The sequence below is a fragment of the Flavobacterium maritimum genome (assembly GCF_040049085.1).
GTDB classification, from domain to species: domain Bacteria; phylum Bacteroidota; class Bacteroidia; order Flavobacteriales; family Flavobacteriaceae; genus Flavobacterium; species Flavobacterium maritimum.
The window spans coordinates 241202-266622 of sequence record NZ_JBDLZY010000006.1; the positions used below are offsets into that span (position 1 = coordinate 241202).

Annotated in this window: 20 protein-coding genes; 19 read left to right on the plus strand and 1 reads right to left on the minus strand. The window is 34.6% G+C overall.

Annotation, left to right across the window (positions count from 1 at the left end):
- The first annotated feature begins 28 nt into the window (after positions 1–28).
- The 15 genes from ABEB23_RS14310 to ABEB23_RS14380 all read left to right on the plus strand — a co-directional run bounded on the left by ABEB23_RS14310 (position 29) and on the right by ABEB23_RS14380 (position 19285).
- On the plus strand, positions 29–2305 hold the full coding sequence (locus ABEB23_RS14310; RefSeq protein WP_348813289.1) for an NADP-dependent malic enzyme: 2277 nt from the start codon (positions 29–31) through the stop codon (positions 2303–2305).
- A 92-nt stretch (positions 2306–2397) separates the two neighbouring features.
- Positions 2398–2979, plus strand: a complete 582-nt coding sequence (gene ruvA, locus ABEB23_RS14315; RefSeq protein WP_348813290.1) for a Holliday junction branch migration protein RuvA — start codon at positions 2398–2400, stop codon at positions 2977–2979.
- A gap of 25 nt (positions 2980–3004) precedes the next feature.
- Positions 3005–10174 carry a T9SS outer membrane translocon Sov/SprA gene (gene sov, locus ABEB23_RS14320; RefSeq protein ID WP_348813291.1) on the plus strand — a complete coding sequence of 2390 codons (7170 nt, stop codon included), beginning with the start codon at positions 3005–3007 and terminating at the stop codon, positions 10172–10174.
- An 87-nt stretch (positions 10175–10261) separates the two neighbouring features.
- Complete coding sequence (gene gcvH / locus ABEB23_RS14325; RefSeq protein ID WP_348813292.1) at positions 10262–10642, plus strand: glycine cleavage system protein GcvH; 381 nt, start codon at positions 10262–10264, stop codon at positions 10640–10642.
- Complete coding sequence (locus ABEB23_RS14330) at positions 10635–11006, plus strand: VanZ family protein (RefSeq protein WP_348813293.1); 372 nt, start codon at positions 10635–10637, stop codon at positions 11004–11006. Before gcvH ends, ABEB23_RS14330 begins: the two co-directional genes overlap by 8 nt.
- A 196-nt stretch (positions 11007–11202) precedes the next feature.
- Positions 11203–11946, plus strand: coding sequence for a deoxyribose-phosphate aldolase (deoC, locus tag ABEB23_RS14335; protein ID WP_348813294.1), 744 nt, complete (start codon positions 11203–11205; stop codon positions 11944–11946).
- Between the two features lie 19 nt (positions 11947–11965).
- The gene (locus ABEB23_RS14340) at positions 11966–14083 is read left to right on the plus strand and encodes a gliding motility outer membrane protein RemB (protein WP_348813295.1); all 2118 of its coding nucleotides are present in this window, start codon (positions 11966–11968) and stop codon (positions 14081–14083) included.
- A 100-nt stretch (positions 14084–14183) separates the two neighbouring features.
- Entirely contained in the window at positions 14184–15086 is a 903-nt protein-coding gene (gene cyoE / locus ABEB23_RS14345) for a heme o synthase (protein ID WP_348813296.1), read from the plus strand.
- Positions 15087–15088: 2 nt separating this feature from the next.
- On the plus strand, positions 15089–15676 hold the full coding sequence (locus ABEB23_RS14350; RefSeq protein ID WP_348813297.1) for a cytochrome c oxidase subunit 3: 588 nt from the start codon (positions 15089–15091) through the stop codon (positions 15674–15676).
- A 43-nt stretch (positions 15677–15719) separates the two neighbouring features.
- Complete coding sequence (locus ABEB23_RS14355; protein WP_348813298.1) at positions 15720–16697, plus strand: cytochrome c oxidase subunit 3; 978 nt, start codon at positions 15720–15722, stop codon at positions 16695–16697.
- A 20-nt stretch (positions 16698–16717) separates the two neighbouring features.
- Positions 16718–17074 carry a cytochrome C oxidase subunit IV family protein gene (locus ABEB23_RS14360; RefSeq protein ID WP_348813299.1) on the plus strand — a complete coding sequence of 119 codons (357 nt, stop codon included), beginning with the start codon at positions 16718–16720 and terminating at the stop codon, positions 17072–17074.
- 79 nt (positions 17075–17153) lie between these two features.
- Complete coding sequence (locus tag ABEB23_RS14365; RefSeq protein WP_348813300.1) at positions 17154–17795, plus strand: hypothetical protein; 642 nt, start codon at positions 17154–17156, stop codon at positions 17793–17795.
- An 11-nt stretch (positions 17796–17806) separates the two neighbouring features.
- Positions 17807–18493: an SCO family protein gene (locus ABEB23_RS14370; protein ID WP_348813301.1), complete on the plus strand. Its 687-nt coding sequence runs from the start codon at positions 17807–17809 to the stop codon at positions 18491–18493.
- A 2-nt stretch (positions 18494–18495) separates the two neighbouring features.
- On the plus strand, positions 18496–19038 hold the full coding sequence (locus ABEB23_RS14375; RefSeq protein ID WP_348813302.1) for a DUF420 domain-containing protein: 543 nt from the start codon (positions 18496–18498) through the stop codon (positions 19036–19038).
- The gene (locus tag ABEB23_RS14380; protein WP_348813303.1) at positions 19028–19285 is read left to right on the plus strand and encodes a hypothetical protein; all 258 of its coding nucleotides are present in this window, start codon (positions 19028–19030) and stop codon (positions 19283–19285) included. Before ABEB23_RS14375 ends, ABEB23_RS14380 begins: the two co-directional genes overlap by 11 nt.
- Positions 19286–19403: 118 nt before the next feature.
- Here the strand turns inward: ABEB23_RS14380 and ABEB23_RS14385 are convergent, their stop codons facing one another.
- A complete protein-coding gene (locus ABEB23_RS14385) occupies positions 19404–20813 on the minus strand; it encodes a DUF4403 family protein (RefSeq protein ID WP_348813304.1) in 1410 nt (469 codons plus the stop codon).
- 172 nt (positions 20814–20985) lie between these two features.
- Here ABEB23_RS14385 and ABEB23_RS14390 point away from each other — a divergent pair, with 172 nt between their 5' ends.
- Genes ABEB23_RS14390 through ABEB23_RS14405 form a run of 4 tightly spaced genes read left to right on the plus strand, consistent with a single transcriptional unit; the run spans position 20986 to position 25353 of the window.
- Complete coding sequence (locus ABEB23_RS14390; protein ID WP_348813305.1) at positions 20986–21687, plus strand: ABC transporter ATP-binding protein; 702 nt, start codon at positions 20986–20988, stop codon at positions 21685–21687.
- Positions 21680–22924 (plus strand): ABC transporter permease, encoded by a 1245-nt coding sequence (locus ABEB23_RS14395; RefSeq protein ID WP_348813306.1) that lies wholly within the window; start codon positions 21680–21682, stop codon positions 22922–22924. The genes ABEB23_RS14390 and ABEB23_RS14395 overlap by 8 nt, the downstream gene beginning before the upstream one ends.
- 2 nt (positions 22925–22926) lie before the next feature.
- Positions 22927–24192, plus strand: a complete 1266-nt coding sequence (locus ABEB23_RS14400; RefSeq protein WP_348813307.1) for an ABC transporter permease — start codon at positions 22927–22929, stop codon at positions 24190–24192.
- A gap of 45 nt (positions 24193–24237) precedes the next feature.
- A complete protein-coding gene (locus ABEB23_RS14405) occupies positions 24238–25353 on the plus strand; it encodes an efflux RND transporter periplasmic adaptor subunit (protein WP_348813308.1) in 1116 nt (371 codons plus the stop codon).
- Positions 25354–25421 lie beyond the last annotated feature (68 nt).

Here is a 25421-nt window from a genome sequence, read left to right on the forward strand (position 1 = left end):
TTTGTAAGCTAGTAAAAAATCGAACAAAATGGACAAAAATAGCAAAAGAAGAGAAGCGTTATTATATCATGCAAAACCACAACCAGGAAAAATTCAAGTAGTTCCTACTAAAAAATATGCAACTCAAAGAGACCTATCTTTGGCATATTCACCGGGTGTTGCTGAGCCGTGTTTAGAAATTGCTAAAGATGTAAATAATGTTTATAAATATACTGCTAAAGGTAATTTAGTTGCCGTAATCTCTAATGGTACAGCTGTTTTAGGATTGGGAGATATTGGTCCCGAAGCTTCAAAGCCGGTAATGGAAGGCAAGGGATTACTGTTTAAAATCTTTGCAGGAATAGATGTTTTTGATATTGAGGTTGGAACCAAAGATATTGAAGAGTTTATTCAGACAGTAAAAAATATAGCGCCAACTTTTGGAGGAATAAATCTGGAGGATATTAAAGCACCTGAGTCTTTTGAAATTGAAAGACGTTTGGTGGAAGAATTAGATATTCCTGTAATGCACGATGATCAGCATGGTACTGCCATAATTTCTTCTGCTGCTCTTTTGAATGCCTTGGAGCTTGCGGGTAAAAAAGCGGAAGACATGAAAATGGTCGTGTCTGGAGCGGGTTCAGCTGCTTTGGCCTGTGCCGATTTATATATTTTGCTAGGGGTGAAATTAGAGAATATTTTAATGTTTAATAGTAAAGGATTGTTGACAAAAGACAATCCGTCATTATCTGAATTACAACAAAAATATGCCAAAGACATTCCGCCGATGAGTCTTGAAGAAGCATTAGTGGATGCAGATATTTTCTTGGGATTATCCTCGGGAAATATTATGAGTCCAAAAATGTTGTTGGGAATGGCTGATAATCCAATCGTTTTTGCAATGGCAAATCCTGAACCGGAAATCGATTATAATTTGGCGATTGCAACTCGAAAAGATGTTATCATGGCAACAGGAAGATCTGATTTTCCTAATCAGGTGAATAATGTACTTGGGTTCCCTTATATTTTTAGAGGAGCATTAGATGTTCGCGCTACAAAAATAAATGAAGCTATGAAAATGGCGGCAGTTAAAGCATTGGCTGCCTTGGCAAAAGAAAATGTTCCAGAGCAAGTTAATATCGCTTACGGAGCCAAAAAATTAACTTTTGGTAGAGAATATATCATCCCTTCTCCATTTGATCCAAGATTGATTACTGTTGTGGCTCCTGCTGTTGCAAAAGCTGCAATGGATTCTGGTGTAGCGCTAAATCCGATTACGGACTGGGTTGGATACGAAGAAGCCCTTTTAGATAGATTAGGGAATGACAATAAAATGGTTCGATTGATTACCAATAGAGCCAAAATGGATCCAAAAAGTATCGTTTTTGCGGAAGCAGATCATTTAGACGTACTTAAAGCAGCCCAAATCGTATACGAAGAAGGGATTGGTTTCCCAATTTTATTAGGAAACAAAGAAATAATTTTGGAATTAAAAGAGGAAATCGGTTTTACTGCAGATGTCCAAATTATAGATCCAAAAGAAACAGAGGAAGAAGGAAGAAGAAATAGTTTTGCGTCAAGCTATTGGAAGACCAGACAAAGAAGAGGAATTTCATTATTGGATGCACAGAAATTAATGCGTGAAAGAAACTATTTTGCTGCTATGATGGTTAATGAAGGGGAAGCGGATGCTTTGGTATCCGGTCATTCCAGAAGTTATCCTTCGGTGGTTAAACCGATGTTGCAGCTGATTGATAAAGCACCTGGAGTTTCTATTGTTGCTACGACAAATATGATGATGACCGGTCGTGGTCCTATGTTTTTATCCGATACTGCAATAAATGTAAATCCTTCTGCAGACGATTTAGCGAAAATTGCTATCATGACTTCTAAAGCGGCAAGAATGTTTGGTGTTGAGCCAGTAATTGCAATGATATCGTATTCAAATTTTGGTTCTTCAAACAATGAAAGTGCTGCAAAAGTTAGAGAAGCAGTGGCTTATTTGCATGAAAATCATCCGGATATGATTATTGATGGTGAGCTGCAAGCTGATTTTGCCTTGAATCCTGATATGCTAAAAGCGAAGTTTCCTTTTTCTAAATTAGCGGGCAAAAAAGTAAATACATTGATTTTTCCAAATTTAGAATCCGCGAATATTACTTATAAACTCTTGAAAGAATTGAATGGTGTTGGTTCAATAGGACCGATTATGTTGGGAATGGGTAAACCGGTTCATATATTCCAATTAGGAGCTAGTGTTGAAGAAATGGTAAATATGGCAGCAATTGCAGTCATTGATGCGCAGGAAAAACAGAAGAAAAAATAAATTTAGTGGAATTGTTGTAAAACAACAAGAACCATTATAAAGAGGGTGATTTTCTTTGTTAATTTTATTATATTTGGTAACACAAAATTCATATGATAGCACATTTACAAGGAAAATTAGTGGAAAAAACACCGACACAGGTCGTTATCGACTGTGCCGGTGTTGGTTACCATGTTAATATATCTTTACATACTTATACATTACTTCCTAATACTGACTTTATAAAGTTATTTACACACCTTCAAATAAAAGAAGATTCCCATACTTTATTTGGATTTGTAGAAAAATCAGAAAGGGAGATTTTCAGAATGCTTTTATCGGTTTCCGGAATAGGAGCAAGTATTGCCCGAACAATGCTTTCTTCGTTAGATCCTAAACAAATTACCAATGCAATTGCATCGGGCGATGTTACGACAATTCAATCCATAAAAGGAATTGGCAGTAAAACAGCACAAAGAGTAATTCTTGATTTGAAAGAAAAAGTCTTAAAATTGTACGATTTGGACGAAGTTTCGATGGCTCAAAGCAATACAAACCGAGATGAGGCGTTATCTGCTTTGGAGGTTTTAGGTTTTGTCCGAAAAACATCTGAAAAAGTGATTGAAAAAATCATAAAAGAAGATCCGGACGCGACTGTTGAATCAATCATTAAGAAAGCTTTGAAGAGCTTATAAATGCATTAAAGAAACATCAAATTGTATGAATAAAATTTGTATTTTATTGCTAATTTTATTTTCTGGGATTGTATCTCGAGCCCAAGTAAAACAAGCGGCTCCGGTTGAGGATACCGTTAAAACTGGTTTTGCTACCGGAAAAATCAAGATTAAAGATCCACAAAGTATTCTTTCTGCCTATACTTATGATCCTGTTACAGACAAATATGTTTACACCAATTCTGTTGACGGATTTTCGATTAATTATCCAATAATATTAACGCCTAAAGAGTATCAGGATTTAGTCTTAAAAGAATCAATGCGCGATTATTTTAAGAAAAAATCGGATGCAATAGAGGGTAAAAAAGAGGGTAGCGAAGAAGCGAAAAAAGATTTGCTTCCGCGGTATTACATAAAATCAGGTCTCTTTGAATCTATTTTCGGAAGTAATACCATTGACGTAAAACCAACCGGATCTATTGAAATGGATTTGGGTGTGCGTTATACCAAACAAGATAATCCGGCTTTTTCACCCAGAAACAGATCGAATACATCTTTTGATTTTGACCAAAGGATTAGTATGAGTCTGATGGGAAAAGTGGGTACCCGCTTGAGTGTAAATGCGAATTATGATACCCAGTCCACTTTTGCTTTCCAAAACTTAATTAAATTAGAATACGCTCCTTCAGAAGATGATATTATTCAAAAAATTGAAGTGGGTAATATAAGCATGCCGTTGAACAGTTCTTTGATTCGGGGGGCACAAAGTTTATTTGGAGTGAAAACACAATTACAGTTTGGTAAAACAACAGTTACAGGTGTTTTTTCAGAACAAAAATCACAAACAAAAAGTCTTGTTGCTGAAGGGGGTGGAACTATTGAAGATTTTGATTTGTATGCGCTGGACTATGATAACGACAAGCACTTTTTCTTATCTCAATATTTTAGAAATAAATACGACGCTTCTTTAAAAAATTATCCATTTATTGATAGTAGGGTGCAAATTTCGCGATTGGAAGTTTGGGTGACCAATAAACAAAATCGTGTCAACACTACTAATAATAATTTAAGAAATATTATTGCACTTCAGGATTTGGGAGAAGGACAATTGACAGATTCCAAAGGCGATGAAATTAATAATGTAGTGGTTGCAAATCCTATTCCTGCAGGGTTTTTTCTTGTTTCGCCAAATACTCCAACAGACAACTCAAATAATAATTATGACCCAGAATTAATTGGGAAAGGGGGATTGTTGAATAGTAACATTCGTGAAATTGTAACTGCAAGTTCCGGTTTTGAAAATACTGTTGTTGAAGGGCAGGATTATTCCAAATTAGAAAATGCAAGAAAATTGAATCCTAATGAATACACTTTTAATGCTCAATTGGGATATATTTCATTGCAACAACGATTAGCGAATGATGAGATATTGGCGGTAGCTTATCAGTACACCATTGGAGATCAGGTGTATCAGGTAGGGGAATTTGGAAATGACGGTGTGGAAGCGACAGTAGTTGGAGCGGATAACAATTCTAATCAGACGATTATTACCCAGAGTTTGATTCTGAAGATGCTGAAAAGTAATTTGACCAATGTCAAAAACCCGGTTTGGAACTTGATGATGAAAAATATTTATCAGATTCCTGGAGGATATCAGTTGAAGCAAGAAGATTTTAGATTTAATATTCTTTATACAGATCCTTCGCCTTTAAATTATATTACAGAAGTAGCAGGAAGTCCTTTTCCTTCGAATCCGCTTCCGGAAAATGAAGTGGCTGAAACACCTTTGTTGAAAGTCTTCAATTTAGATAAATTGAATTACAACAATGATCCACAAACTGGTGGTGATGGTTTTTTTGATTTTATGCAAGGTTTAACGATAGATGCTCAAAATGGCCGAATCATTTTTACCACTAAAGAGCCGTTTGGAGAATTATTGTTTTCGAAATTAGATACTAATGGGGCGGATTATAAAGACGAAACCACCTATAATGGAAACCAAAAGAAATATGTGTTCCGGAATATGTATACTAATACTCAAACAGGAGCATTACAAAGTATAGATAAAAACAAGTTCCTGTTAAGAGGGAAGTATAAATCCTCAAGTGGAGACGGAATTCCGATAGGTGCTTTTAATGTGCCGCAAGGATCTGTTGTTGTTACCGCCGGAGGAAGAGTTTTGGTTGAAGGAATCGATTACAGTGTAAATTATCAATTAGGAAGGGTGCAGATTTTAGACCCATCCCTTCAGGCTTCCAACACGCCGATTGAAGTTTCCTTAGAAAATAATTCTATTTTTGGTCAACAAACCAGAAGATTTATAGGTGTAAATGTCGAGCATAAAATTGCAGAAAAATTTTTGGTAGGTGCCACCTTCTTAAAAATGACCGAAAAACCATTTACCCAAAAATCCAGTTTTGGGCAAGAATCAGTAAATAATACCATTTTTGGATTTAATACGAATTATTCAACAGAGGTTCCTTTCTTGACCCGCTTGGTGAATAAATTGCCTAACATGGATACTGATGTTCCGTCTAATCTTTCGGTGGTCGGGGAAGTTGCATTTTTGAAACCAGATACCCCAAAAGCGGATCAATTTGAAGGAGAATCTACCATTTATGTGGATGATTTTGAAGGCTCACAATCTACTATTGATATGCGCTCACCATATGCCTGGACATTGTCATCAACACCAGTTAACGATTCGGAAAGCATTTACAATTTTAATGAAAGTTCGAATGATTTGAGTTACGGTTTTAAGAGAGCTAAATTGGCTTGGTATTCAATAGATCCGGTTTTTTATACCAGTAAGCCATCAGGGATTTCAAATGATGATTTGTCATTCAATACAACCAGAAGGATTTATAGTGAAGAATTGTATCCTTTAACCGATATTGCCCAAGGACAATCTCAGGTAGTAAACACCTTGGATTTGAGTTATTTTCCTTCAGAAAGAGGGGCTTATAATAATAGTCTTAATGTATCCGCAAATCCAAAAGATAATTTTGGAGGGATTATGCGTTCCTTAAATGCAACAAATTTTGAACAGGGAAATGTCGAGTATATCCAGTTTTGGGTATTGGATCCTTATGTTGGATCTGGCGAAATACCACAGTCTAATACTGGTAAAATTTATTTCAATCTTGGAGAGATTTCAGAAGATGTTTTAAAAGACGGCAGGAAACAATATGAAAACGGCCTTGGTCCAGATCAAATATTAGCCAGTCCCAAACCAATTTGGGGAGATGTTCCAGCTTCGCAATCGTTAGTGTATGCCTTTGATACAAATGCAGCTAATAGAACCAATCAAGATGTCGGTTTGGACGGTTTGACAAATGATAAGGAAGCAACGACTTATAATAACTTCGCCTCCGAAACAGATCCGGCAGCGGATGATTATACTTATTATTTGAATACGTCCGGAGGAGTAATTCAACGGTACAGAGATTATAATGGGGTTGATGGTAACTCAGCGGTAGATATTAATGATGCCAATAGAGGTTCAACAACAGTTCCGGATGTAGAAGATATCAATAGAGATAATACTATGAATACGATCAATGCGTATTATGAATATAGTATTGACATTAGACCCGGGATGACAGTAGGTGAAAACTATATAACAGATGTTAGAAATACTCAAGTCGAAATGGCTAATGGGGCTTTAACTGATGCAAGATGGATCCAGTTTAAAATTCCAGTTTCCCAACCGGAAAATACAATAGGAGGTATTTCCGATTTTAGATCAATACGATTCATGCGTATGTTTATGACCGGTTTTAGCGAGCAGGTAACCGTTCGTTTTGGAGCATTGGATTTAGTAAGAGGAGATTGGAGAAGATATACCAATACGCTTGACTTTAATGATACGGATGTATCGAATGACAATACCGATTTAGATGTTTTGGCCGTAAACATTCAGGAGAATAATGAAAGATGTCCTGTGAATTATATTTCTCCTCCTGGTGTTGAACGTGAGCAATTATACAATAACAATACAGTTATTGATCAAAATGAGCAGTCACTTTCCTTAAGAGTTTCCGGTAATGGATTGGAACCTGAAGATTCAAGAGCAGTTTTTAAAAATGTAAATATTGACATGCGTCAATTCAAAAAATTGAAGATGTTTTTACATGCGGAATCTTTGCCAAATGAAATCGCAATTCAAGATAATCAGATGGTAGGTTTTATTCGTTTTGGAAATGATTTTAGCGAGAATTTTTATCAGATTGAAATACCTTTAAAAGTTACGCTGCCTGCTTCATCGTCTAGTTCGGATTGTTCTTCACTCAGTGCAGAAGTTGTTTGGCCTGAAGAGAATGAAATCGATTTGTCATTATCATTACTGACTGATTTGAAGATTAAAGCAATGAGTATCGATCCAAGTACATTGCCTTTGGATGGTATTTATTACCAAAACGAGGATGAATTGGATCCTTCACTTTCTGGTAAATCGAATAAATTAAGGTTAGGGATTAAAGGAAATCCTAATTTTGGTATGGCCAGAACCCTTATGGTAGGGGTTAAAAATAATGAACTTCATCAGGATATTAAAGGGGAAGTTTGGTTCAATGAGCTTCGTTTGTCTGAAATGGATAATCAAGGTGGAATGGCGGCGATTCTTAATGTAGATTCTAATTTAGCTGATTTTGCTACTGTTTCTGCGACAGGTAGAAAAACTACTATTGGTTTCGGTGCATTGGAGCAGGGGCCAAATGAAAGAAGTCGTGAGGATATTCAGCAATATAATATTGTTACAAATTTTAATTTGGGTAAATTATTACCGAAAAAATGGGGTGTTAATTTACCGTTTAATTATGGTATCGGAGAGGAAATGATAACTCCGGAATACGATCCTTTTAATGAAGATATTAAACTGAATCAATTGTTGGATAATACTACCGATGAAGCAGAAAAAGAAAATATTAAAAATAGAGCTATTGATTATACCAAACGTACCAGTATCAATTTTATAGGAGTACGTAAAGAAAGAAGTCCTGAGAAAAAACCACATGTTTATGACGTGGAAAATTTTACTTTTTCTCAGTCAATCAATGAAGTGGAACACCATGATTTTGAAGTTGAGGATTATTTGGATCAGCAGGTGAATTCTGCTGTAGATTATACATTTACTTTTCAACCTAAACCTGTTGAGCCTTTCAAGGAAACAAAATTTATGAAAAAAAGTGACTATTGGAAGATGTTGAGTGATTTTAACTTCAATTATTTGCCTTCGAATATTTCATTTAATACTGATATAATCAGACAGAATAACCGTCAGCAATTCAGACAAGTGGATGGTGTTGAAGGGATCGCTTTGGAACCATTGTACAGAAGAAATTTTGCTTTCAATTATCAGTACGGATTTAGTTATAATTTGACGAAATCATTGAAATTAAATTATACCGCTTCTTCCAGTAATATTGTGAAAAATTATATGAATGATGACAATGTGCCTATTGAGAGTTTTTCAATTTGGGACAGTTATTGGGATATAGGGGATCCAAATCAGCACATGCAACAGCTGGTATTGAATTATGAAATTCCACTTAATAAAATTCCGATATTCAGTTTTGTGAAAGCTAATTACTCCTATACAGGAGATTATAGCTGGAGACGTGCTTCCGAAGCCTTATCGGAAATACAAATTGATGGTGTTAATTATAATTTAGGGAATACGGTTCAAAATGCAAACTCCAATAATTTGAATGCTACATTCAATATGGAAGCATTTTATAAATATTTGGGATTAACGAAGACCAAAAATAATACCGCGCCAAAGCCTAAAGCAGCAGCGCCTAAACCAGGGGAAAAAATTGTGAAAACAAATGTCCAACAACCTGCTAAAAACAACGCATTTGTAGATGGTTTGATTGGGGTTTTGACCAGTGTCAAAAATATACAAATGAATTACACCTATAACAGTGGTACTATATTGCCTGGATATACACCCGGTGTTGGTTTTCTTGGTTCGTCAAAACCATCCTTAGGTTTTGTTTTTGGAATTCAGGATGATGTGCGATATGAAGCTGCTAAAAACGGTTGGCTTACCAACTATCCGGATTTTAACCAAAACTATTCGGAGGTCACCAATGAAATGTTTAAAATGACAGCTAATATTGATTTATTGCCGGATTTGAAAATTGATTTATCAATGGATAAGTCTTATTCGAAGAATTCTTCTGAACAATATGATATTACTGATGGGGAATATAATGCCAGATCACCTTATAGCTATGGTATTTTTGGTATTTCAACGGTTTTGATTGGGACTTCTTTTTCAACCAGTGATGCAACAGGCTCTGCAGCATTTGATGATTATAGAGAAAATAGAATTACTGTTGCCAATAGACTGGCTACTCAACGCGGGATAGATATTACGAATCCAGCCAATCTTGATGCGGAAGGATTTCCCTTGGGATATGGGAAGAATAGTCAAGCGGTATTGCTTCCTTCGTTTTTAGCTGCTTATACAGGCAGTAACGCTTCGGATGTTTCTCTTGGCATTTTTAGAAGTTTCCCGATTCCAAACTGGGCTATAAAATACAATGGATTGATGCGTTACAATTTTTTCAAAAAGAATTTAAAACGAATATCGTTGCAACATAATTATAGAGCTTCTTATACAATCAATAATTTCAGATCTAATTTTGAATATGATAAAGATAATGAAGATCATGAAGGCAAGGATGTCAATGGTAATTATTTTAATCAAACCATTATGTCTAATATTAACTTAGTGGAACAATTTAGTCCTCTTATTAGGGTGGATTTTGAATTGAAAAGTTCATTGAAAGTGCTTACTGAAATCAAGAAGGACAGGGCTTTATCGATGAGTTTTGATAATAATTTGCTAACGGAGGTAAAAGGAGTGGAATATATCGTTGGGTTAGGGTATCGAATTAAAGATGTGATTTTCTCTTCCAGATTAGCAGATAATCCAACGGGAATTATAAAAAGTGATATCAATATAAAAGGTGACTTGTCATATAGAAACAGTGAAACCATTGTTCGCTATTTAGATTATGACAACAATCAATTGGCTGCTGGACAAAACATTTGGTCCCTGAAAATTACGGCCGATTATGCTTTTAGCAAAAACCTGACTGCTATTTTCTATTATGATCATTCATTTTCTAAAGCTGTTGTGTCGACTTCTTTTCCTTTGACAAATATTCGTTCCGGATTTACGCTGAGATATAATTTTGGGAATTAATTTTTTAAAATCAGAACAAGAATTGTTTAGAAGATTGTTACATTTGTCCAGTAAAATTTCAATAATTAATTATCAATACGTATTTATATGAATATACCAGCAAATTTAAAGTACACTAAAGATCACGAGTGGGTTAGTTTAGAAGGCGACATTGCAACAGTAGGAATTACTGATTTCGCACAAAAAGAATTGGGAGATATTGTATATGTTGAAGTAGAAACTTTGGATCAGACTTTAGAAAAAGATGAGGTTTTTGGTACTGTTGAAGCGGTAAAAACAGTTTCTGATTTATTTCTTCCATTGTCTGGAGAAATTATTGCTTTTAATGATGCTTTAGAAAGTGCTCCGGAAAGTGTAAATACAGATCCTTATGGTGCTGGATGGATGATAAAAGTGAAAATTTCTGATATGGCAGAAGTTGAGGGCTTGCTTTCAAGCGAATCATACAAAGAATTGATTGGTGCTTAAACGACTTTTTTTTTGGATAGCTTTATGTTGGGCAGTCATTATTGCTTTTTTTTGTTTGACAAGTTCAAATAATATTCCAGCTGTAACTATTCCATATATTGATAAATTCGTGCATGCTTTTTTTTATTTTGTATTTACTTCGGTTTTGTTTTTGTTTTTAAAAAAACGAATGGATAGTAGCGATAAGCTAAGACCTTTGGTTATTTCATTATTGATTGCTGTTTTTTATGGATTAGTGATTGAGCTAATGCAGGAACTGTTTACAGTGAATAGAAAAGCGGAGCTATCGGATGTTATTGCAAATGTGTCGGGAGCATTAATGGCGTTTTTTATCATCTATCATTACGAAAATAAAAAGGTTTAATTTCAATTCAATTAGAATACAGTCCCACTTCGGTGGGGCTTTTTTGTTTTTAGACAGTATTTTATTTTCTTGTAAATAGTAATGAGTGAATAAAAGAGGTTGCCAATTTTAAAAGTAGCTGTTTATATCAAACTCATTTGAATATAAAATGTATTTTTGTGAATTGGAGCTGTCACTAATTAGAAATTATGAGATCATGAATATCAGACAATATTTAGATTCGACCTATTTAAAAACTGCAGAGCAGGCAGGCATCGCTGAAAGTGAAAGTGTTCTTATAGCAAAAGAATTTATTCAAGAAGCTATTGACGAACGTTTTAAACTAATTATGATTCGTCCTGATCGGGTAGCTTTAGCAAAAAAAATGATTGCTGAAGCGAATTCAAACCTTCAAGTAGGGACTGTAATTGATTTTCCTGAAGGGAAGTCCGGTTTGGAAGCGAAACTCAAAGAAGCCAATCAGGCCATTAAGGATGGAGCAGATGATCTTGATTTCGTTTGCAATTACGAAGCATTCAAAAATGGTGATGTTGATTTGGTAAAAGAAGAAATTCTTAAATGTACACAATTGGGATTGGCTAATAATAAGGTGGTGAAATGGATAATTGAGGTGGCTGCGCTTAATGATTCACAAATTATACAATTATCAAGTTTGATAAAAAATCTGGTAATTACAAACTTTAAAGAAGAGTCTTATTCGTCTGTTTTTGTGAAATCATCTACGGGGTTTTATAAAACTGAAAACAATTTGCCAAATGGAGCTACAGTGTCCAGTATTATATTGATGTTGGAAAATGCATCTCCGCTTCCTGTGAAGGCTGCTGGAGGAGTTAGAACCTATGAAGAAGCACTGGAAATGATTAAGCTTGGGGTGAAACGAATCGGGACTTCTGGGGCAAAGGCAATTGCGAATGGAGAAAAAACACAAAACGACTATTAAATTTTCAATCAAAAGCAATATGAAAAAAAGTTTTTTAGCTTTATTTTTCTTTTATACTCTTTCTAACTATTCCCAAAACACAAATAGTGCAGTTCAGTCTGCCAACGCTGCCGAGCGATTTCCTGTTTTTCCAAGTTGTGAAAATTTGCAATCTAAAGTTTTAGAAAATTGCTTTTACAATCAGGTTCAAGATTTTGTTTTTGGAAATTTTATTGTTCCTGATAATTTAAAACAAAACAATTTTCAAGGAACTGTGAAAGTGCTTTTTGAAGTTAATAGTGATGGTGTTTTTAAAGTGATTTATGTAGATGCTGCCCATCAGGATTTGGTAAAGGAATCCGAAAGGGTTTTTGGTAAATTTCCAAGGATTCAACCGGCAACTTATAATGGAAAGCCTACTTATTCAAAATATACTATTTCTATTGTAATACCATTAAAGAGCAGGGAAGTGTTAGCAGCAGAAGCACTGGCTAAAGCAGATATTTTGAATAATGATACGGAAAAACTGACTGAGTTGGATAGTATTGTATATAAAAAATACCGTAATCCTGAGTTTGAAAGTCATCTAAATGTTCCTTTATCCCATAGTTATTATGCGCAGTTTGATGCTGCTTTAAATAAGGTAGGCAGTAATAATCATACCGGATCAAAACCATTTACCTATAGTGAGGTTTCGAAGTATTATGATCTTAAAGCAGTCAATGAAAAGATAAAAAAGGAAGCTTCAGGTTGGTGGGCCAGAAAATTATGGAATGAAAGTATGGTTGAAGTTCAGGGTGAAGACTATTGGTTTACACTGAATCCAATATTCGATTTGGAATTGGGTAAGGCTTCTAAAAGTGATGTTTCCTATACGTATATAAATACAAGAGGAATCAATTTTCGTGGAGGACTAGGGAAACAACTTAATTTTACTACAACCATTTTTGAAAGCCAGGGGCGATTTGCTGATTATTTCAATCGGTATGCAGAATCCATAAGACCCTCAGGAGGGAATCCGGCAATTATTCCAGGGATTGGTATTGCTAAAGAGTTTAAAACGGATTCCTATGATTTTCCTTTGGCGGAAGCCAATTTGACTTTTGCACCCAATAAGTATTTTGATTTCCAGTTAGGGTATAGCCGAAATTTTATTGGTGATGGATACCGTTCACTCTTGGAGAGTGATGGAGCCAGTCCATATCCTAATTTTAAAATAAACACCAATTTTTGGAAAATTAAATATACAAATACCTACATGTGGCTCAAGGATGTTCGTCCGGAGGTTACAGTTGAAAAGACTTATGCGACTAAATTTATGGCGAACCATTATTTGAGTTGGAATATTTCCAATAGATTGAATCTTGGTTTGTTTGAATCGGTGATTTGGACGAATACAAATGACAGAGGTTTTGATATGACTTTTGTGAATCCAATTATTTTTTACCGTGCAGTGGAATTCTCGTCGTCTTCACGAACTGGTAATGCTGTTTTGGGGCTGACCTATAAATACAAATGGAGTAATCAAATTAATTTATATGGGCAGTTTTTGCTTGATGAATTTTCTCTTGATGATATTAAAGGAGGTAATAAAAGTTGGGCTAATAAATATGGGTTTCAGCTTGGGGTCAAATATTACAATGCCTTCCATGTTGATAATTTATTGTTGCAGTTAGAATGCAATTATGTTCGTCCGTATGTGTATTCTCATAGTGATCCAATTACGAATTATGGTCATAATAATCAAAGTATGGGACATCAATGGGGAGGTAATTTTAGGGAATTTATTGCTATTGCCCGATATCATAAAGACAGGTATTTTGCAGATGCAAAAATAACTTTGGGTACTCGAGGTTTAGATTTTGACACCACTGAAGATAGTTATAATTACGGGCAGAATATCTATAAGGATTATGATGTGAACAGACCGTTTGATGTTGGAGTGGAAGTAGGTCAGGGGAATAAGACAGCTGTCTTTATTGCGGATGTTCAAGCAGGATATTTGGTGAATCCGGCAACAAACCTGAAACTTTTTAGTAGTTATATATATAGAAGTTTTGACCCAGTGCAAAATACAGCCACCACTTTTTATGAAAGCACTCATTGGTTTACAGTAGGTTTGAGAGCGGATATTTTTAATTGGTATTTTGATTATTAATTTCTGTTTTTTTGCTTTAAAATTTTTTTTATGAATTGTTTTTTGTCAAATCCCTTTTGATACGCTACTTTTGCAAAAGTTTTTTTAAAAAATAGTAGTGTTGAATACAATGCCAAATACAATTTCTATAAAATCTATATATATTGACTTCAAAGCAATTACTAAAGCCGGATTGGCTATTAGTGTTGTTTTTTCGTCTATTGCCGGATATGTTCTTGGTGCAGATGAGTTTGGTTTTTCAAGTTGGCTGGTGTTGCTGAAGTTGGCTATTGGAGGCTATTGTATGGTAGGTGCATCCAATGCTTTTAACCAAGTTATCGAAAAAGATTTGGATGCCTTGATGGATCGAACTAAAAATCGTCCAGTTCCTGCAGGAAGAATGTCGCCAAATCTAGCCTTGATTATAGCGAGCCTTCTTACAATTATAGGGCTTACACTATTGTATACTATAAATCCAAAATCGGCTATGTTCGGTGCGATTTCTATATTTTTATATACGAGTGTTTATACACCTTTAAAAACAATGACATCTTTGTCGGTTTTTGTTGGGGCTTTTCCAGGAGCAATTCCTTTTATGTTAGGGTGGGTAGCTGCGACGGGTGAATTTGGTATTGAAGCGGGGACATTGTTTTTGATTCAGTTTTTTTGGCAATTCCCTCATTTTTGGGCTATTGGATGGTTTTTGTATGAAGATTATGAAAAAGCAGGTTTCTTTATGTTGCCAACAGGAAAAAAAGATAAGGGAACAGCTTTGCAAATTATTTTATATACGGTGTGGCTTATTATAGCTTCACTTTTGCCAGTTTTAGGACATACAGGTCAATTGTACATTACTCCTGTAGCGGCAGTTGGTGTGTTTTTGTTGGGTCTTTGGATGCTTTTTTATGCCGTAAGATTATATAAATTGAGAACTGCCAAAGCAGCAAGAACATTGATGCTTGTCAGTGTTTCTTATATTACCTTGTTACAATTAGTTTACATATTAGATAAATTTTTAAGATAGTTATGGATATAACAATGACAACAGACGAACACAAATCAAGAAAGGCAAGGTCTTATAAATTGATATTGTTGTTTGCTATAGTAAGTATGATAATGATGTTTGCTGGACTAACAAGTGCTTTTGTGGTTAGTAAGTCAAGAGCCGATTGGTTGAAGGATTTTCAATTGCCGACTGCTTTTTTTATCAGCACAATTGCAATAATAGGATCTAGTGTTACTTTTCATTTGGCAAAAAAAGCAATTCAAAAAAATAATCAAAGTGCAACCACCCGATTTCTTTTGGCTACCTTAGCACTTGGAATTGCATTCGTAGTATTGCAATTTGTTGGTTTCGGACAGATAGTGGCGAATGGGTACTATTTTACTGGAGCAGCAAGCTCAATCACAACAACATTTCTGTATATAGTGACTGTTGTGCACTTATTACACCTTGCTGGAGGATTGATTTCTCTTTTGATTATTATTTATAATCATTTTAAACAAAAATACAATTCAACTCAAACTCTTGGAATTGAACTAGGTGCGATGTATTGGCACTTTCTCGATTTATTGTGGGTTTATTTATTTTTATTTTTATATTTCTTTAAATAAGAAAAAAACGTAAATTTGGGAACTTTTTAACGAATTAACTTTTATGGAAGCGACAGTTACTACTGCAAATAGTGAAGAAAAAACTTGGGGAGGCGGCAATGAGCCAATGGGAGCAAGTTATGGCAAATTGATGATGTGGTTTTTTATCGTATCAGATGCTTTAACATTCTCTGGATTTTTGGCAGCTTATGGTTTTTCTAGATTTAAATTTATTGAAACATGGCCTTTGGCTGATGAAGTGTTTACTCACTTCCCATTTATGCATGGAGTGTCTGCTCCTATGTATTATGTAGCATTGATGACATTTATTTTGATTTTTTCTTCTGTGACAATGGTTTTGGCTGTTGATGCAGGACATCAAATGAAAAAAAGCAAGGTGGCTATCTATATGTTTTTAACGATTATTGGAGGTCTTATTTTCGTTGGCTCACAAGCTTGGGAATGGAAAAACTTCATAAAAGGTGAATATGGGGCTATTGAAACAAAAGGTGGAAGTTTGCTTCAGTTTGTTGATAAGGAAGGCCATAGAGTAGCTTTGGCTGATTTTGCTGCGACTTTACCGGAAGAAAGAGAGCAACTGACCAAAAATAAAGGAAAGTGGTTTATGAAAGAGGGTAGTTTGCCATCTTATTCTGTGGCTGAAGTACAAGCTGGTTTCAAAGCGCATCCTGAACTTTTGATTAGAACTGAGGTGATAACTAAGGATAAAAAGAAAACAGTTTTGTCAAGAGAAGAGTCTGAAGCAAGATTAGGTCAGGCGAGTTTAGTTGTAGAAGGTGCGAACTTGACAAGAAATGAATACGGAAGTAAATTATTTGCCGATTTCTTTTTCTTTATAACAGGATTCCACGGATTCCACGTTTTCTCAGGAGTGGTTATAAATATCATTATCTTTTTTAATGTTCTTTTGGGAACATATGAGAAAAGAAGAAGTTACGAAATGGTTGAAAAAGTGGGGTTATACTGGCACTTTGTGGATTTAGTTTGGGTATTTGTATTTACAGTATTCTATCTCGTTTAATTTTCAAAAAAGTAATTATCATGTCACACGCACACGAACACGTATCTAATACAGGTAGAATCTGGAAAGTATTCGGAATATTATCTGTTGTTACAATAATAGAGGTTATTCTTGGTATTGCGAAACCGGAATTTCTTCATATGAACAATTTTTTAAGTATGAATTTGCTTAATTGGATATTTTATGCATTAACAATTTTTAAAGCATATTATATTGTATGGGCATTTATGCACATGGAAGGTGAAAAGAGTACTTTGAGAAATGCAGTTGTTTTACCATTAATTTTTCTAATATTATATTTGCTTTTCATTCTTTTGACTGAAGGGGATTATATTTATGGGGTTTTTAAAGATTCTACTATTAAATGGAATTTTTAACAAGATATTAATTCAAGAAAAGGGTACGCATTGCGTACCTTTTTTTATTTTTGCACTTTAAATTTTTTATTTTTTCATAATGAAAAAAAATATAGTTCTTTTTGTCCTTTTTATTTTACCTATTGTTGCCTATCTCTTTTTTGCATCAGGCGTGAATAGTTTTACAAAGCTACCTGTTATAACCCCAAAGGTTGCCGATTTTGGTAATTGGAAATCTTTAGATGGGCAAAAAATTAGTTTGAATGGTAAAGTAACTGTCCTAGGGTTCTCCGGTACTGAACTTTTGAAAAACAGAGGTAATTTGTTTAACTTAAATCAGAAAGTTTATCAAAGATATCACACTTTTAAGGATTTGCAATTTGTTGTCATTTGTCCGATTGGTACTGAAAAGGATGCTAAAAAAGTTATTGATGCTTTGGCTGCTTTTACAGATGTTTCCCAATGGTATTTTGTTTTTGCCTCCCATGATGAAATTAGCGAGTATTATAATCAACTGAAACTGGTTGGAAAATTAGACGCTAACTTAGGGACACCTAATGTTTATATTGTTGACAAAGAAAGAAATCTTAGAGGCAGAAAAGATAACAAAGATTATAAAGAAGGCTACAATACATTTCACCCTGCAGAATTAAGTAATGAAATGTTAGATGATTTTAAAGTCATTCTTTATGAGTATCGTGCGGCGCTTAAAAAGAACAATAATGCCTCAAGAAAAATTTAATTCATAAAATCATGCTTAAAAACAAATCATATATTGGAATTTCATTAGTGATTCTAATTTTTGGAATCTACGCGATACCGAAAATAGTGGATAGGATTCAAAATAATGGTGTAGTAAAAGGAGGTCGTTTAGATAAGGTAAGTACTGATTCAAAAGAAACGGAGAGTTTGATTAAAATTGGTCCGGCTCCCAAATTTGAATTAACGAATCAGGATAATAAAACCATTACAAATGAAACTTACAAAGGGAAAGTATATGTATTAGAATTTTTCTTTACTACCTGTCCTTCGATCTGTCCAAAAATGAATGCCAGCATGTTGGATATTGAGCAGAATTTTTTTGGTAATCCTAATTTTGGTATTGTTTCCATTAGTATAGATCCTGAAAATGATACACCTGAAGTTTTGAAAGCACATGCTAAGGTTTTGGGAAGTAAATCCTCCACCTGGAATTTTTTGACTGGTGATAAAGACTATATTTATAATTTGGCGAATAAAGGCTTTAATCTTTATGCCGGTGAAAATAGTAAAGTAAATGGTGGTTTTGAGCATTCTGGCTTGTTTGCCTTAATTGACAAAAACGGAAATATTCGTTGCAGGAAAGATGATTTTGGAAATCCAATTTTGTATTATGATGGATTGGATAAAAATGGGGTTAAAGATATTCAACAAGATATCAAAGTATTATTAAACGAATAAAAATGAAAGAAAATTCTATAGATCAAAGATTTAATAAATTTATAATTATTGTCTCGATTGTAATTCCAGTAGTTGTTGCAGTTCTTTTTGGAGTGAAGCTAAAAGATTTTGGATATGATGTTGCTCCACTTTCGTTTTTGCCTCCTATTTATGCCACTATAAATGGAATAACTGCTCTAGTTTTGATAGCTGCGGTTGTATCGATTAAAAAAGGAAAAAGAATTCTGCATGAAAGATTAATGACTACGGCTATTTCTTTATCGGTAGCTTTTCTTGTAATGTATGTAGCTTACCACATGACTTCTGATTCTACAAAATTTGGAGGAGAGGGAACAATCAGATTGGTTTACTTTTTTATATTGATATCACACATTATTTTATCAATCGCAATCATTCCGCTTGTTCTAATCAGTTATGTAAAAGCATTGGCAAGTAAATTTGATAATCATAGAAAAATTGCTAAAATCACTTTTCCTATTTGGTTATATGTGGCAGTGACGGGCGTAGTGGTGTACTTGATGATTTCCCCTTATTATGTTAGATAAAAATAAAAAAAACAGGTTTGAGGCAAATTCCAAGATCAAAAGTATTTTTTTTGGAATTTGTATTTTCTTGATTAGTGTTTCTGCAAATGCGCAATGTGCCATGTGTCGTGCGGCATTGACTAGTGAAGGAAATAAAGCAAAAGCAGAAGCCGTAAATGACGGAATTGTTTATTTAATGGTAATTCCCTATATCCTGGTTGCAGGTATTGGGTATGCCGTTTATAGAATGAAAAAAAAGAAATCGTAAGCAATATATCAATTGCAATGTCAATAGCAATGACAATGAAAAAAGTCAGTCTTAAATAAATGTTTTTTTGAGACTGACTTTTTTGGTTTTTAAAGGCAAATACTGGAAACTGCTGACTCTACTTCAATCCGTCCACAGATACATTTACAGTTCCGTTAATCTTTATAAACGCGATGATGGCCTGATTAGTCAATTGGATTTTTTGAAATTGAATGTCTTCCATTTTTCCGTTCACAAAGACACCCGGCATAGGTGAATAATGCTGTAAATAGGTCATCATGCTTTGTTTACCCTCTTCTAGGTTTGGTTTTATCGAATAGCGGCAACTTTCTTCGATCTTTTTTAAAATATATCCTTGTGCAAGCCAGTTTGCAGTTCTCATTAATTTGTTTTTTGTGTCTAAAGCGTAGTCTAATTTATCAAAGAATATTTCTTTTGTTTGTTCGTTGTATTGTGGGAATCCTGCAAGATAAATAGTTCCGTTTACTGAACCTAAAATGTCCAGGGCAATAACCATTTTTCCGTCTTTGTGCCAAATAGCAACGTTTTCAACTTTTACTTTTTTGCTTCCGGAACCCAACTCCTGACCGGCAAAATTCTTAGTCATAATTTTTGAAGCTTCCTGGTAGGTGGAAACTGCAGCAATGTTGGCTGTGATTTGTTCGGGAATTTTTGTAACAGGTTTTAAAACGATTTTGTTAGGGTTAAATTTTGATTCCGGTTTTTGCCCTATCAAAGTTTCCATCGTACATTTCATACCCATTTCCAGCATAAAGGTGTCGTTTTTTAGTTTTGCATTGGTCGAATAGATTTCGATAGGTGAAATTCGAAGCCAGCTGTTATAAGTTTCACTCATTTGGAAAGGAGTACAAATTTTTTCCAAGGCAGCCAAAACATTGGGCTTGAAATCCATTGATTTTGAAATGGATGCGTCAATATTTTTTTCAATTTTAGATTTGAAAAGTTTGATGGCCGGGTTAATCAAATAAGTAACCGGCATATTTTTTCCAAAGACGGTCATCGTTGGACTTTCGTTCCAATCTAATGATTTTAGTTCGGTTTTGGTGTTTAGTTTCCAATTGTTTAAACTAACATCACTAATTAAAGTGACCACGCCATTCAGGTTGAATTCTTTTGTATTGTATAATTCCACACCTAATTTTTTTGTGCCGATTCTGTATTTTACAATAGCTTTTAACGGTAAAATGGTTTTTATTCTTTCTCCTGTACTCCCGGGATCATTTACTATGGTAATTGGAGCCAATTTCCAAACTTTCATTTCGATATCGTCATCTTCTATGTTGTTGTCTTCGTATATCAATCCATTCAAAAGTGAGTTGGTTTGATTTTCAATGTCCTTTAATTTAATGCTAATGGGAAGATTGATAAAAGACGGTGTGGTTTCGTAGACCAAAGGAACTGCATCGTCCGGTTCGGGTTTTAAAGTAGCTATTTTTTGTGAAGTAGAGCAGCCGGAAACTAATATGAGAATTAGGAATATAATTAGAACGGGGATGAATTTTAGCATTTTAGTTTAGTTTGATAAAGCAAAATTAGTAAAACAAATATATTTTAATATTAAACTGTAACATTTTCAATCAAATAAAGTCTTATTCACTTTATTGGGTTACCGGAGCAACGTTTTTATGGTTGTGATTTTTTTTACGGAAGAATTATTATTGTTTTAAAATTATCTTATTATGATTGAAATTAAAGACTTACATAAATCCTATAAAATGGGAAATTCCGAATTGCATGTGCTAAAAGGAATTAATTTCAATATTAAAGAAGGTGAATTGGTCGCTATTATGGGGTCTTCTGGTTCTGGAAAATCTACGCTGCTTAATATTCTTGGTATTCTTGACGAAGCAGATGCGGGACTTTATACTTTAGATAATGTGCCTATCAAAAAATTAAATGAAACTATTGCTTCCAAATACCGAAACCAATTTCTTGGTTTTGTTTTTCAATCTTTCAATTTAATTAATTACAAAAGTGCATTGGACAATGTTTCTTTGCCATTGTATTACCAAGGTTTAAAGAGAAAAGAGCGCAATGAGATTGCAATGAAATATATAGAAAAGGTTGGTCTGGCTTCACATTCACACCATTTGCCAAATGAACTTTCCGGAGGTCAAAAACAACGTGTGGCTATTGCCAGAGCTTTGGCTTCGAACCCTAAAGTTTTATTGGCCGATGAGCCTACGGGAGCATTAGATACATTGACTTCTTATGAAGTGATGGAGTTGATACAAGGAATCAATGATGAAGGTAAAACCATTTTGATAGTTACGCATGAGCCGGATATTGCCGCCATGTGTAAAAGAAATGTGGTCTTGAAAGATGGATTGATTATCGATGATAAATTAGTAGAACAAGTTAGAGCTTCTTCTTATGTTTAATATAGAACGTTGGCAAGAAATATTTGAGGCTATTGCCAAAAATAAACTGAGAACTTTTCTCACGGGTATTTCTGTGGCTTCAGGAATCTTTATTTTGGTTATTCTTTTGGGGGTTGGAAAAGGTTTGCAAAATGGAATTGAAAAGCAATTTGAACGGGATGCAGCCGGAATAATTGAGGTGTGGTCAGGAGCAACCACAAAAGCCTACAAAGGACTTAATCCAGGAAGACAAATACAGTTTAGAAATAGTGATTACGATATTTCGGTTCAGAAACATGGAGAGCAATTTGATAAAAATGGATCAACTTATAATGCTTGGGGTGCTACCATTTCACATGGTAAGGAATCGGGGAGCTATCAATATCGTGGTGTGAATCCGGATTATCTAGCAATTGAAAATGCTACTGTTGTTCAAGGCCGATTTGTAAATACTAATGATTTGATTTATAATGAAAAAGTGGCTGTAATTGGGATGAAATTGAAGTTGGATATTTTCAAGGATGCCAACCCTATTGGTGAACAAATTACAGTGAACAATATTAACTTTAAAGTAGTTGGTGTTTTTACCGACCCCGGAGGAGAAAGAGAAGAAGGAAGAGTGTTCTTGCCGTTGTCTACTACACAAAAGGTTTTTGGTGCAGGAGATAAGATTAGTAATATGTTTTATACTCTAAAAAAGAAAGACACCTATGAAGAAGCTTTAGCTGAAGCGGCTAAATTTACTACTGATCTGGGAGTGTTGTTGAGAAGTAAAAATATGGTTGCTCCTGATGATGAAAGTGCTATTGGAATTCATAATTCTACTGTCGAAGCCAAGAAATTTTATGATTTGAATCTTTATATTCGATTGTTTTTTTGGTGGGTTGGAATATGTACCATTATTGCGGGTGTTGTTGGTGTAAGTAACATTATGATGATTATTGTGAAAGAGAGAACCAAAGAAATTGGTATCCGAAAAGCACTTGGAGCTTCGCCAATTTCAATTATTATGATGATTTTGCATGAGTCTATTTTTATTACGACAATTTCTGGCTTTGTTGGGCTTTTGACTGGATTAGCACTTTTAGAATTAATTGGGCCCCATGCACAAAGTGAATATTTCGTGAATCCGCAAGTAGATTTTACGGTGGCTATATCAACCTTAATTGTTTTGGTAATTGCAGGTGCCTTAGCGGGATTTGTTCCAGCTTATCGAGCGGCCAAAATTAGACCTATTGTAGCACTTAGAGACGAATAATTATGTTTGATAGAGAAAACTGGAACGAAATTTTAGAAGCTTTAACCGCCAATACCTTCCGAACGCTGCTTACAGCTTTTGGTGTATTTTGGGGAATATTTATTTTGGTAATATTATTGGCTGCTTCAAATGGATTGGAGAATGGTGTCAAAAAAGGATTTGACGGTATTGCTACCAACACCATGTTTATGTGGACCCAAACCACTTCGAAAGCCTACAAAGGGTTGCCAAAAACCAGGCGATACGATTTTAAGAACAATGATGTTGAGGCTTTAAAACAAAAGTTCCCAGATTTATTATATGTTTCCCCTCGTAATCAATTAGGAGATTTTAATGGGGTGAGTAATGTAATCAGAGGAACAAAGACAGGAGCTTATACTATTTATGGTGATTATCCTGAATTGATTAAGCAAGAGCAAATGGATATCGTTAAAGGGCGTTTTGTCAATCAGCAAGACATACTTTTAAAACGTAAAGTGGCTATAATTGGTAATGGTGTTATCAATGAATTGTATATGAATGCCGAAGAAGTAATAGGGACTTATGTTAAAATAAATGGAGTCAATTTTATGGTTGTTGGGGTTTATAAATCAAAGTCCCAAAATAACGGAAATGCAGAATCGGCTCAAAAAAATATTTTTATTCCCTTTACCACTTTTCAACAAGCCTTTAATTTTGGTGATACAGTAGGTTGGATGGCGCTTACCGCAAATGATGATGCGTCGATTACGGCTCTTAAACCTGGAATTCTGGCCTTCATGCGCGAAAGACATTATATTCATCCCGATGATGAAAGAGCTGTTGGTAATTTTGACTTGTTTCAAGAATTTCAAAAAGTGCAAGATTTGTTTCTTGTGCTTAAATTCATCGCTTATTTCGTTGGGACATTAGTGTTGTTGTCCGGTATTATAGGAATTTCAAACATTATGCTTATCGTCGTAAAAGAACGAACCAAAGAAATAGGAATTCGAAGAGCATTGGGTGCAACACCAGGGGCTATTCGATCTCAAATATTATTAGAAGCAATTTCTCTAACTATAATAGCAGGTATGTTTGGGATAGCAGTAGCTACTGGATTACTGGCCATTCTCAATATGGTTTTGGCATCAATGCCTACAGACGGAATGATGTTTGTTAATCCGAGTGTTGACTTAGTGGTGGTTTTTATAGCCCTGTTAATTCTGATTGGTTCGGGTTTATTAGCTGGATTTATTCCGGCGCAAACTGCCATAAATGTTAAGCCTGTTGATGCATTAAGAACCGAATAAATTTTCAATCAAAAAACAATAATAATCGAATAAAAAATTCAAGAAATGAAAAAAGGAGTAACCATAACTGTATTGATTTTAATAGCGCTAGTTTTTTTCGGAGCTTTATATTACTTGTACGCCAAAAATCAGGAATCTCCTATAGTTTTTGAAACTGATAAAGTTGAAGTTAAAACTATAGTAAAAAGTACAATCGCTACCGGTAATATTGTACCGGATGAAGAAGTATTGATTAAGCCAAATATTTCGGGAATTATAGAAGCTGTTTATATAAAAGCTGGAGAGTCAGTGAAGGCTGGAGACATGATTGCCAAAATTAAAGTGGTTGCAAATGTATCTAGTTTGAGCAGTTCGCAAAATCAAGTGAAAACGGCAAGAATTGAATTAGATAACCAAGAGAAATTATATCAAAGACAAAAAACTTTGTTTGATAAAGGAGTAATTTCTGCTAATGATTTTGACGCGGCTCAATTGGCCTATAATCAGGCTAAGCAAAACTATAGCGCTTCTATACAAGGGTTTGATATTGTAAAAACAGGAACAACTGCAGGTTTAGGGAATTATGCCAATACTTTGATTCGTTCTACTGTAAACGGAATGGTGCTGGATGTTCCGGTAAAAGTAGGTAATCAGGTAATTGAAAGTAATAATTTTAATGAAGGGACTACTATTGCAAGTGTGGCCGATATTGGGAGAATGATATTTGTTGGTAAAGTAGATGAATCTGAAGTTGGGAAGATTAAATTAAATATGCCAATCGAAATTACTGTTGGTGCAATTGAAAATAAAAAATTCACAGCTGTTTTAACTTATATTGCCCCAAAGGGAAAAACAGAAAATGGAGCAATTCAATTTGAAATTAAAGCTACTTTGACTAATAGAGACGATACTTTTATCAGAGCGGGATTGAGTGCTAATGCTTCTATTATATTGGAAAAAGCAGAGAAAGTTCAAGCTCTGAAAGAATCCTTAATTCAGTTTGATAAAAAAACACAGAAACCTTATGTTGAAGTGCAAACCGGAACTCAAAAATTTGCAAGAAAGGATTTAGTGTTGGGAGTTAGTGACGGAATTTATGTAGAAGTGAAGAGTGGAATTAAAGCCTCGGATAAAGTAAAAGTATGGAATCAAGGCTTGCTAAAAGAAGAGCCGAAAAAATAGAGGAGGCTCATAAAAGAATTTTAGTTTAAAAAAATGTTAAATTTGTGTAGTACCTTTGCTACACTTTC

What these genes read in the sequence shown, in the direction of transcription:
- ABEB23_RS14360 (WP_348813299.1), top strand. Translation starts at nt 16,718, where the DNA reads ATGTCACACGCACACGAACACGTATCTAATACAGGTAGAATCTGGAAA.
- sov (WP_348813291.1), top strand. Translation starts at nt 3,005, where the DNA reads ATGAATAAAATTTGTATTTTATTGCTAATTTTATTTTCTGGGATTGTA.
- ABEB23_RS14400 (WP_348813307.1), top strand. Translation starts at nt 22,927, where the DNA reads ATGTTTGATAGAGAAAACTGGAACGAAATTTTAGAAGCTTTAACCGCC.
- ABEB23_RS14395 (WP_348813306.1), top strand. Translation starts at nt 21,680, where the DNA reads ATGTTTAATATAGAACGTTGGCAAGAAATATTTGAGGCTATTGCCAAA.
- ABEB23_RS14375 (WP_348813302.1), top strand. Translation starts at nt 18,496, where the DNA reads ATGAAAGAAAATTCTATAGATCAAAGATTTAATAAATTTATAATTATT.
- ABEB23_RS14310 (WP_348813289.1), top strand. Translation starts at nt 29, where the DNA reads ATGGACAAAAATAGCAAAAGAAGAGAAGCGTTATTATATCATGCAAAA.
- deoC (WP_348813294.1), top strand. Translation starts at nt 11,203, where the DNA reads ATGAATATCAGACAATATTTAGATTCGACCTATTTAAAAACTGCAGAG.
- ABEB23_RS14390 (WP_348813305.1), top strand. Translation starts at nt 20,986, where the DNA reads ATGATTGAAATTAAAGACTTACATAAATCCTATAAAATGGGAAATTCC.
- ABEB23_RS14355 (WP_348813298.1), top strand. Translation starts at nt 15,720, where the DNA reads ATGGAAGCGACAGTTACTACTGCAAATAGTGAAGAAAAAACTTGGGGA.
- ABEB23_RS14405 (WP_348813308.1), top strand. Translation starts at nt 24,238, where the DNA reads ATGAAAAAAGGAGTAACCATAACTGTATTGATTTTAATAGCGCTAGTT.
- ABEB23_RS14365 (WP_348813300.1), top strand. Translation starts at nt 17,154, where the DNA reads ATGAAAAAAAATATAGTTCTTTTTGTCCTTTTTATTTTACCTATTGTT.
- ABEB23_RS14350 (WP_348813297.1), top strand. Translation starts at nt 15,089, where the DNA reads ATGGATATAACAATGACAACAGACGAACACAAATCAAGAAAGGCAAGG.
- ruvA (WP_348813290.1), top strand. Translation starts at nt 2,398, where the DNA reads ATGATAGCACATTTACAAGGAAAATTAGTGGAAAAAACACCGACACAG.
- ABEB23_RS14340 (WP_348813295.1), top strand. Translation starts at nt 11,966, where the DNA reads ATGAAAAAAAGTTTTTTAGCTTTATTTTTCTTTTATACTCTTTCTAAC.
- ABEB23_RS14385 (WP_348813304.1), bottom strand. Translation starts at nt 20,813, where the DNA reads ATGCTAAAATTCATCCCCGTTCTAATTATATTCCTAATTCTCATATTA.
- ABEB23_RS14380 (WP_348813303.1), top strand. Translation starts at nt 19,028, where the DNA reads ATGTTAGATAAAAATAAAAAAAACAGGTTTGAGGCAAATTCCAAGATC.
- gcvH (WP_348813292.1), top strand. Translation starts at nt 10,262, where the DNA reads ATGAATATACCAGCAAATTTAAAGTACACTAAAGATCACGAGTGGGTT.
- ABEB23_RS14370 (WP_348813301.1), top strand. Translation starts at nt 17,807, where the DNA reads ATGCTTAAAAACAAATCATATATTGGAATTTCATTAGTGATTCTAATT.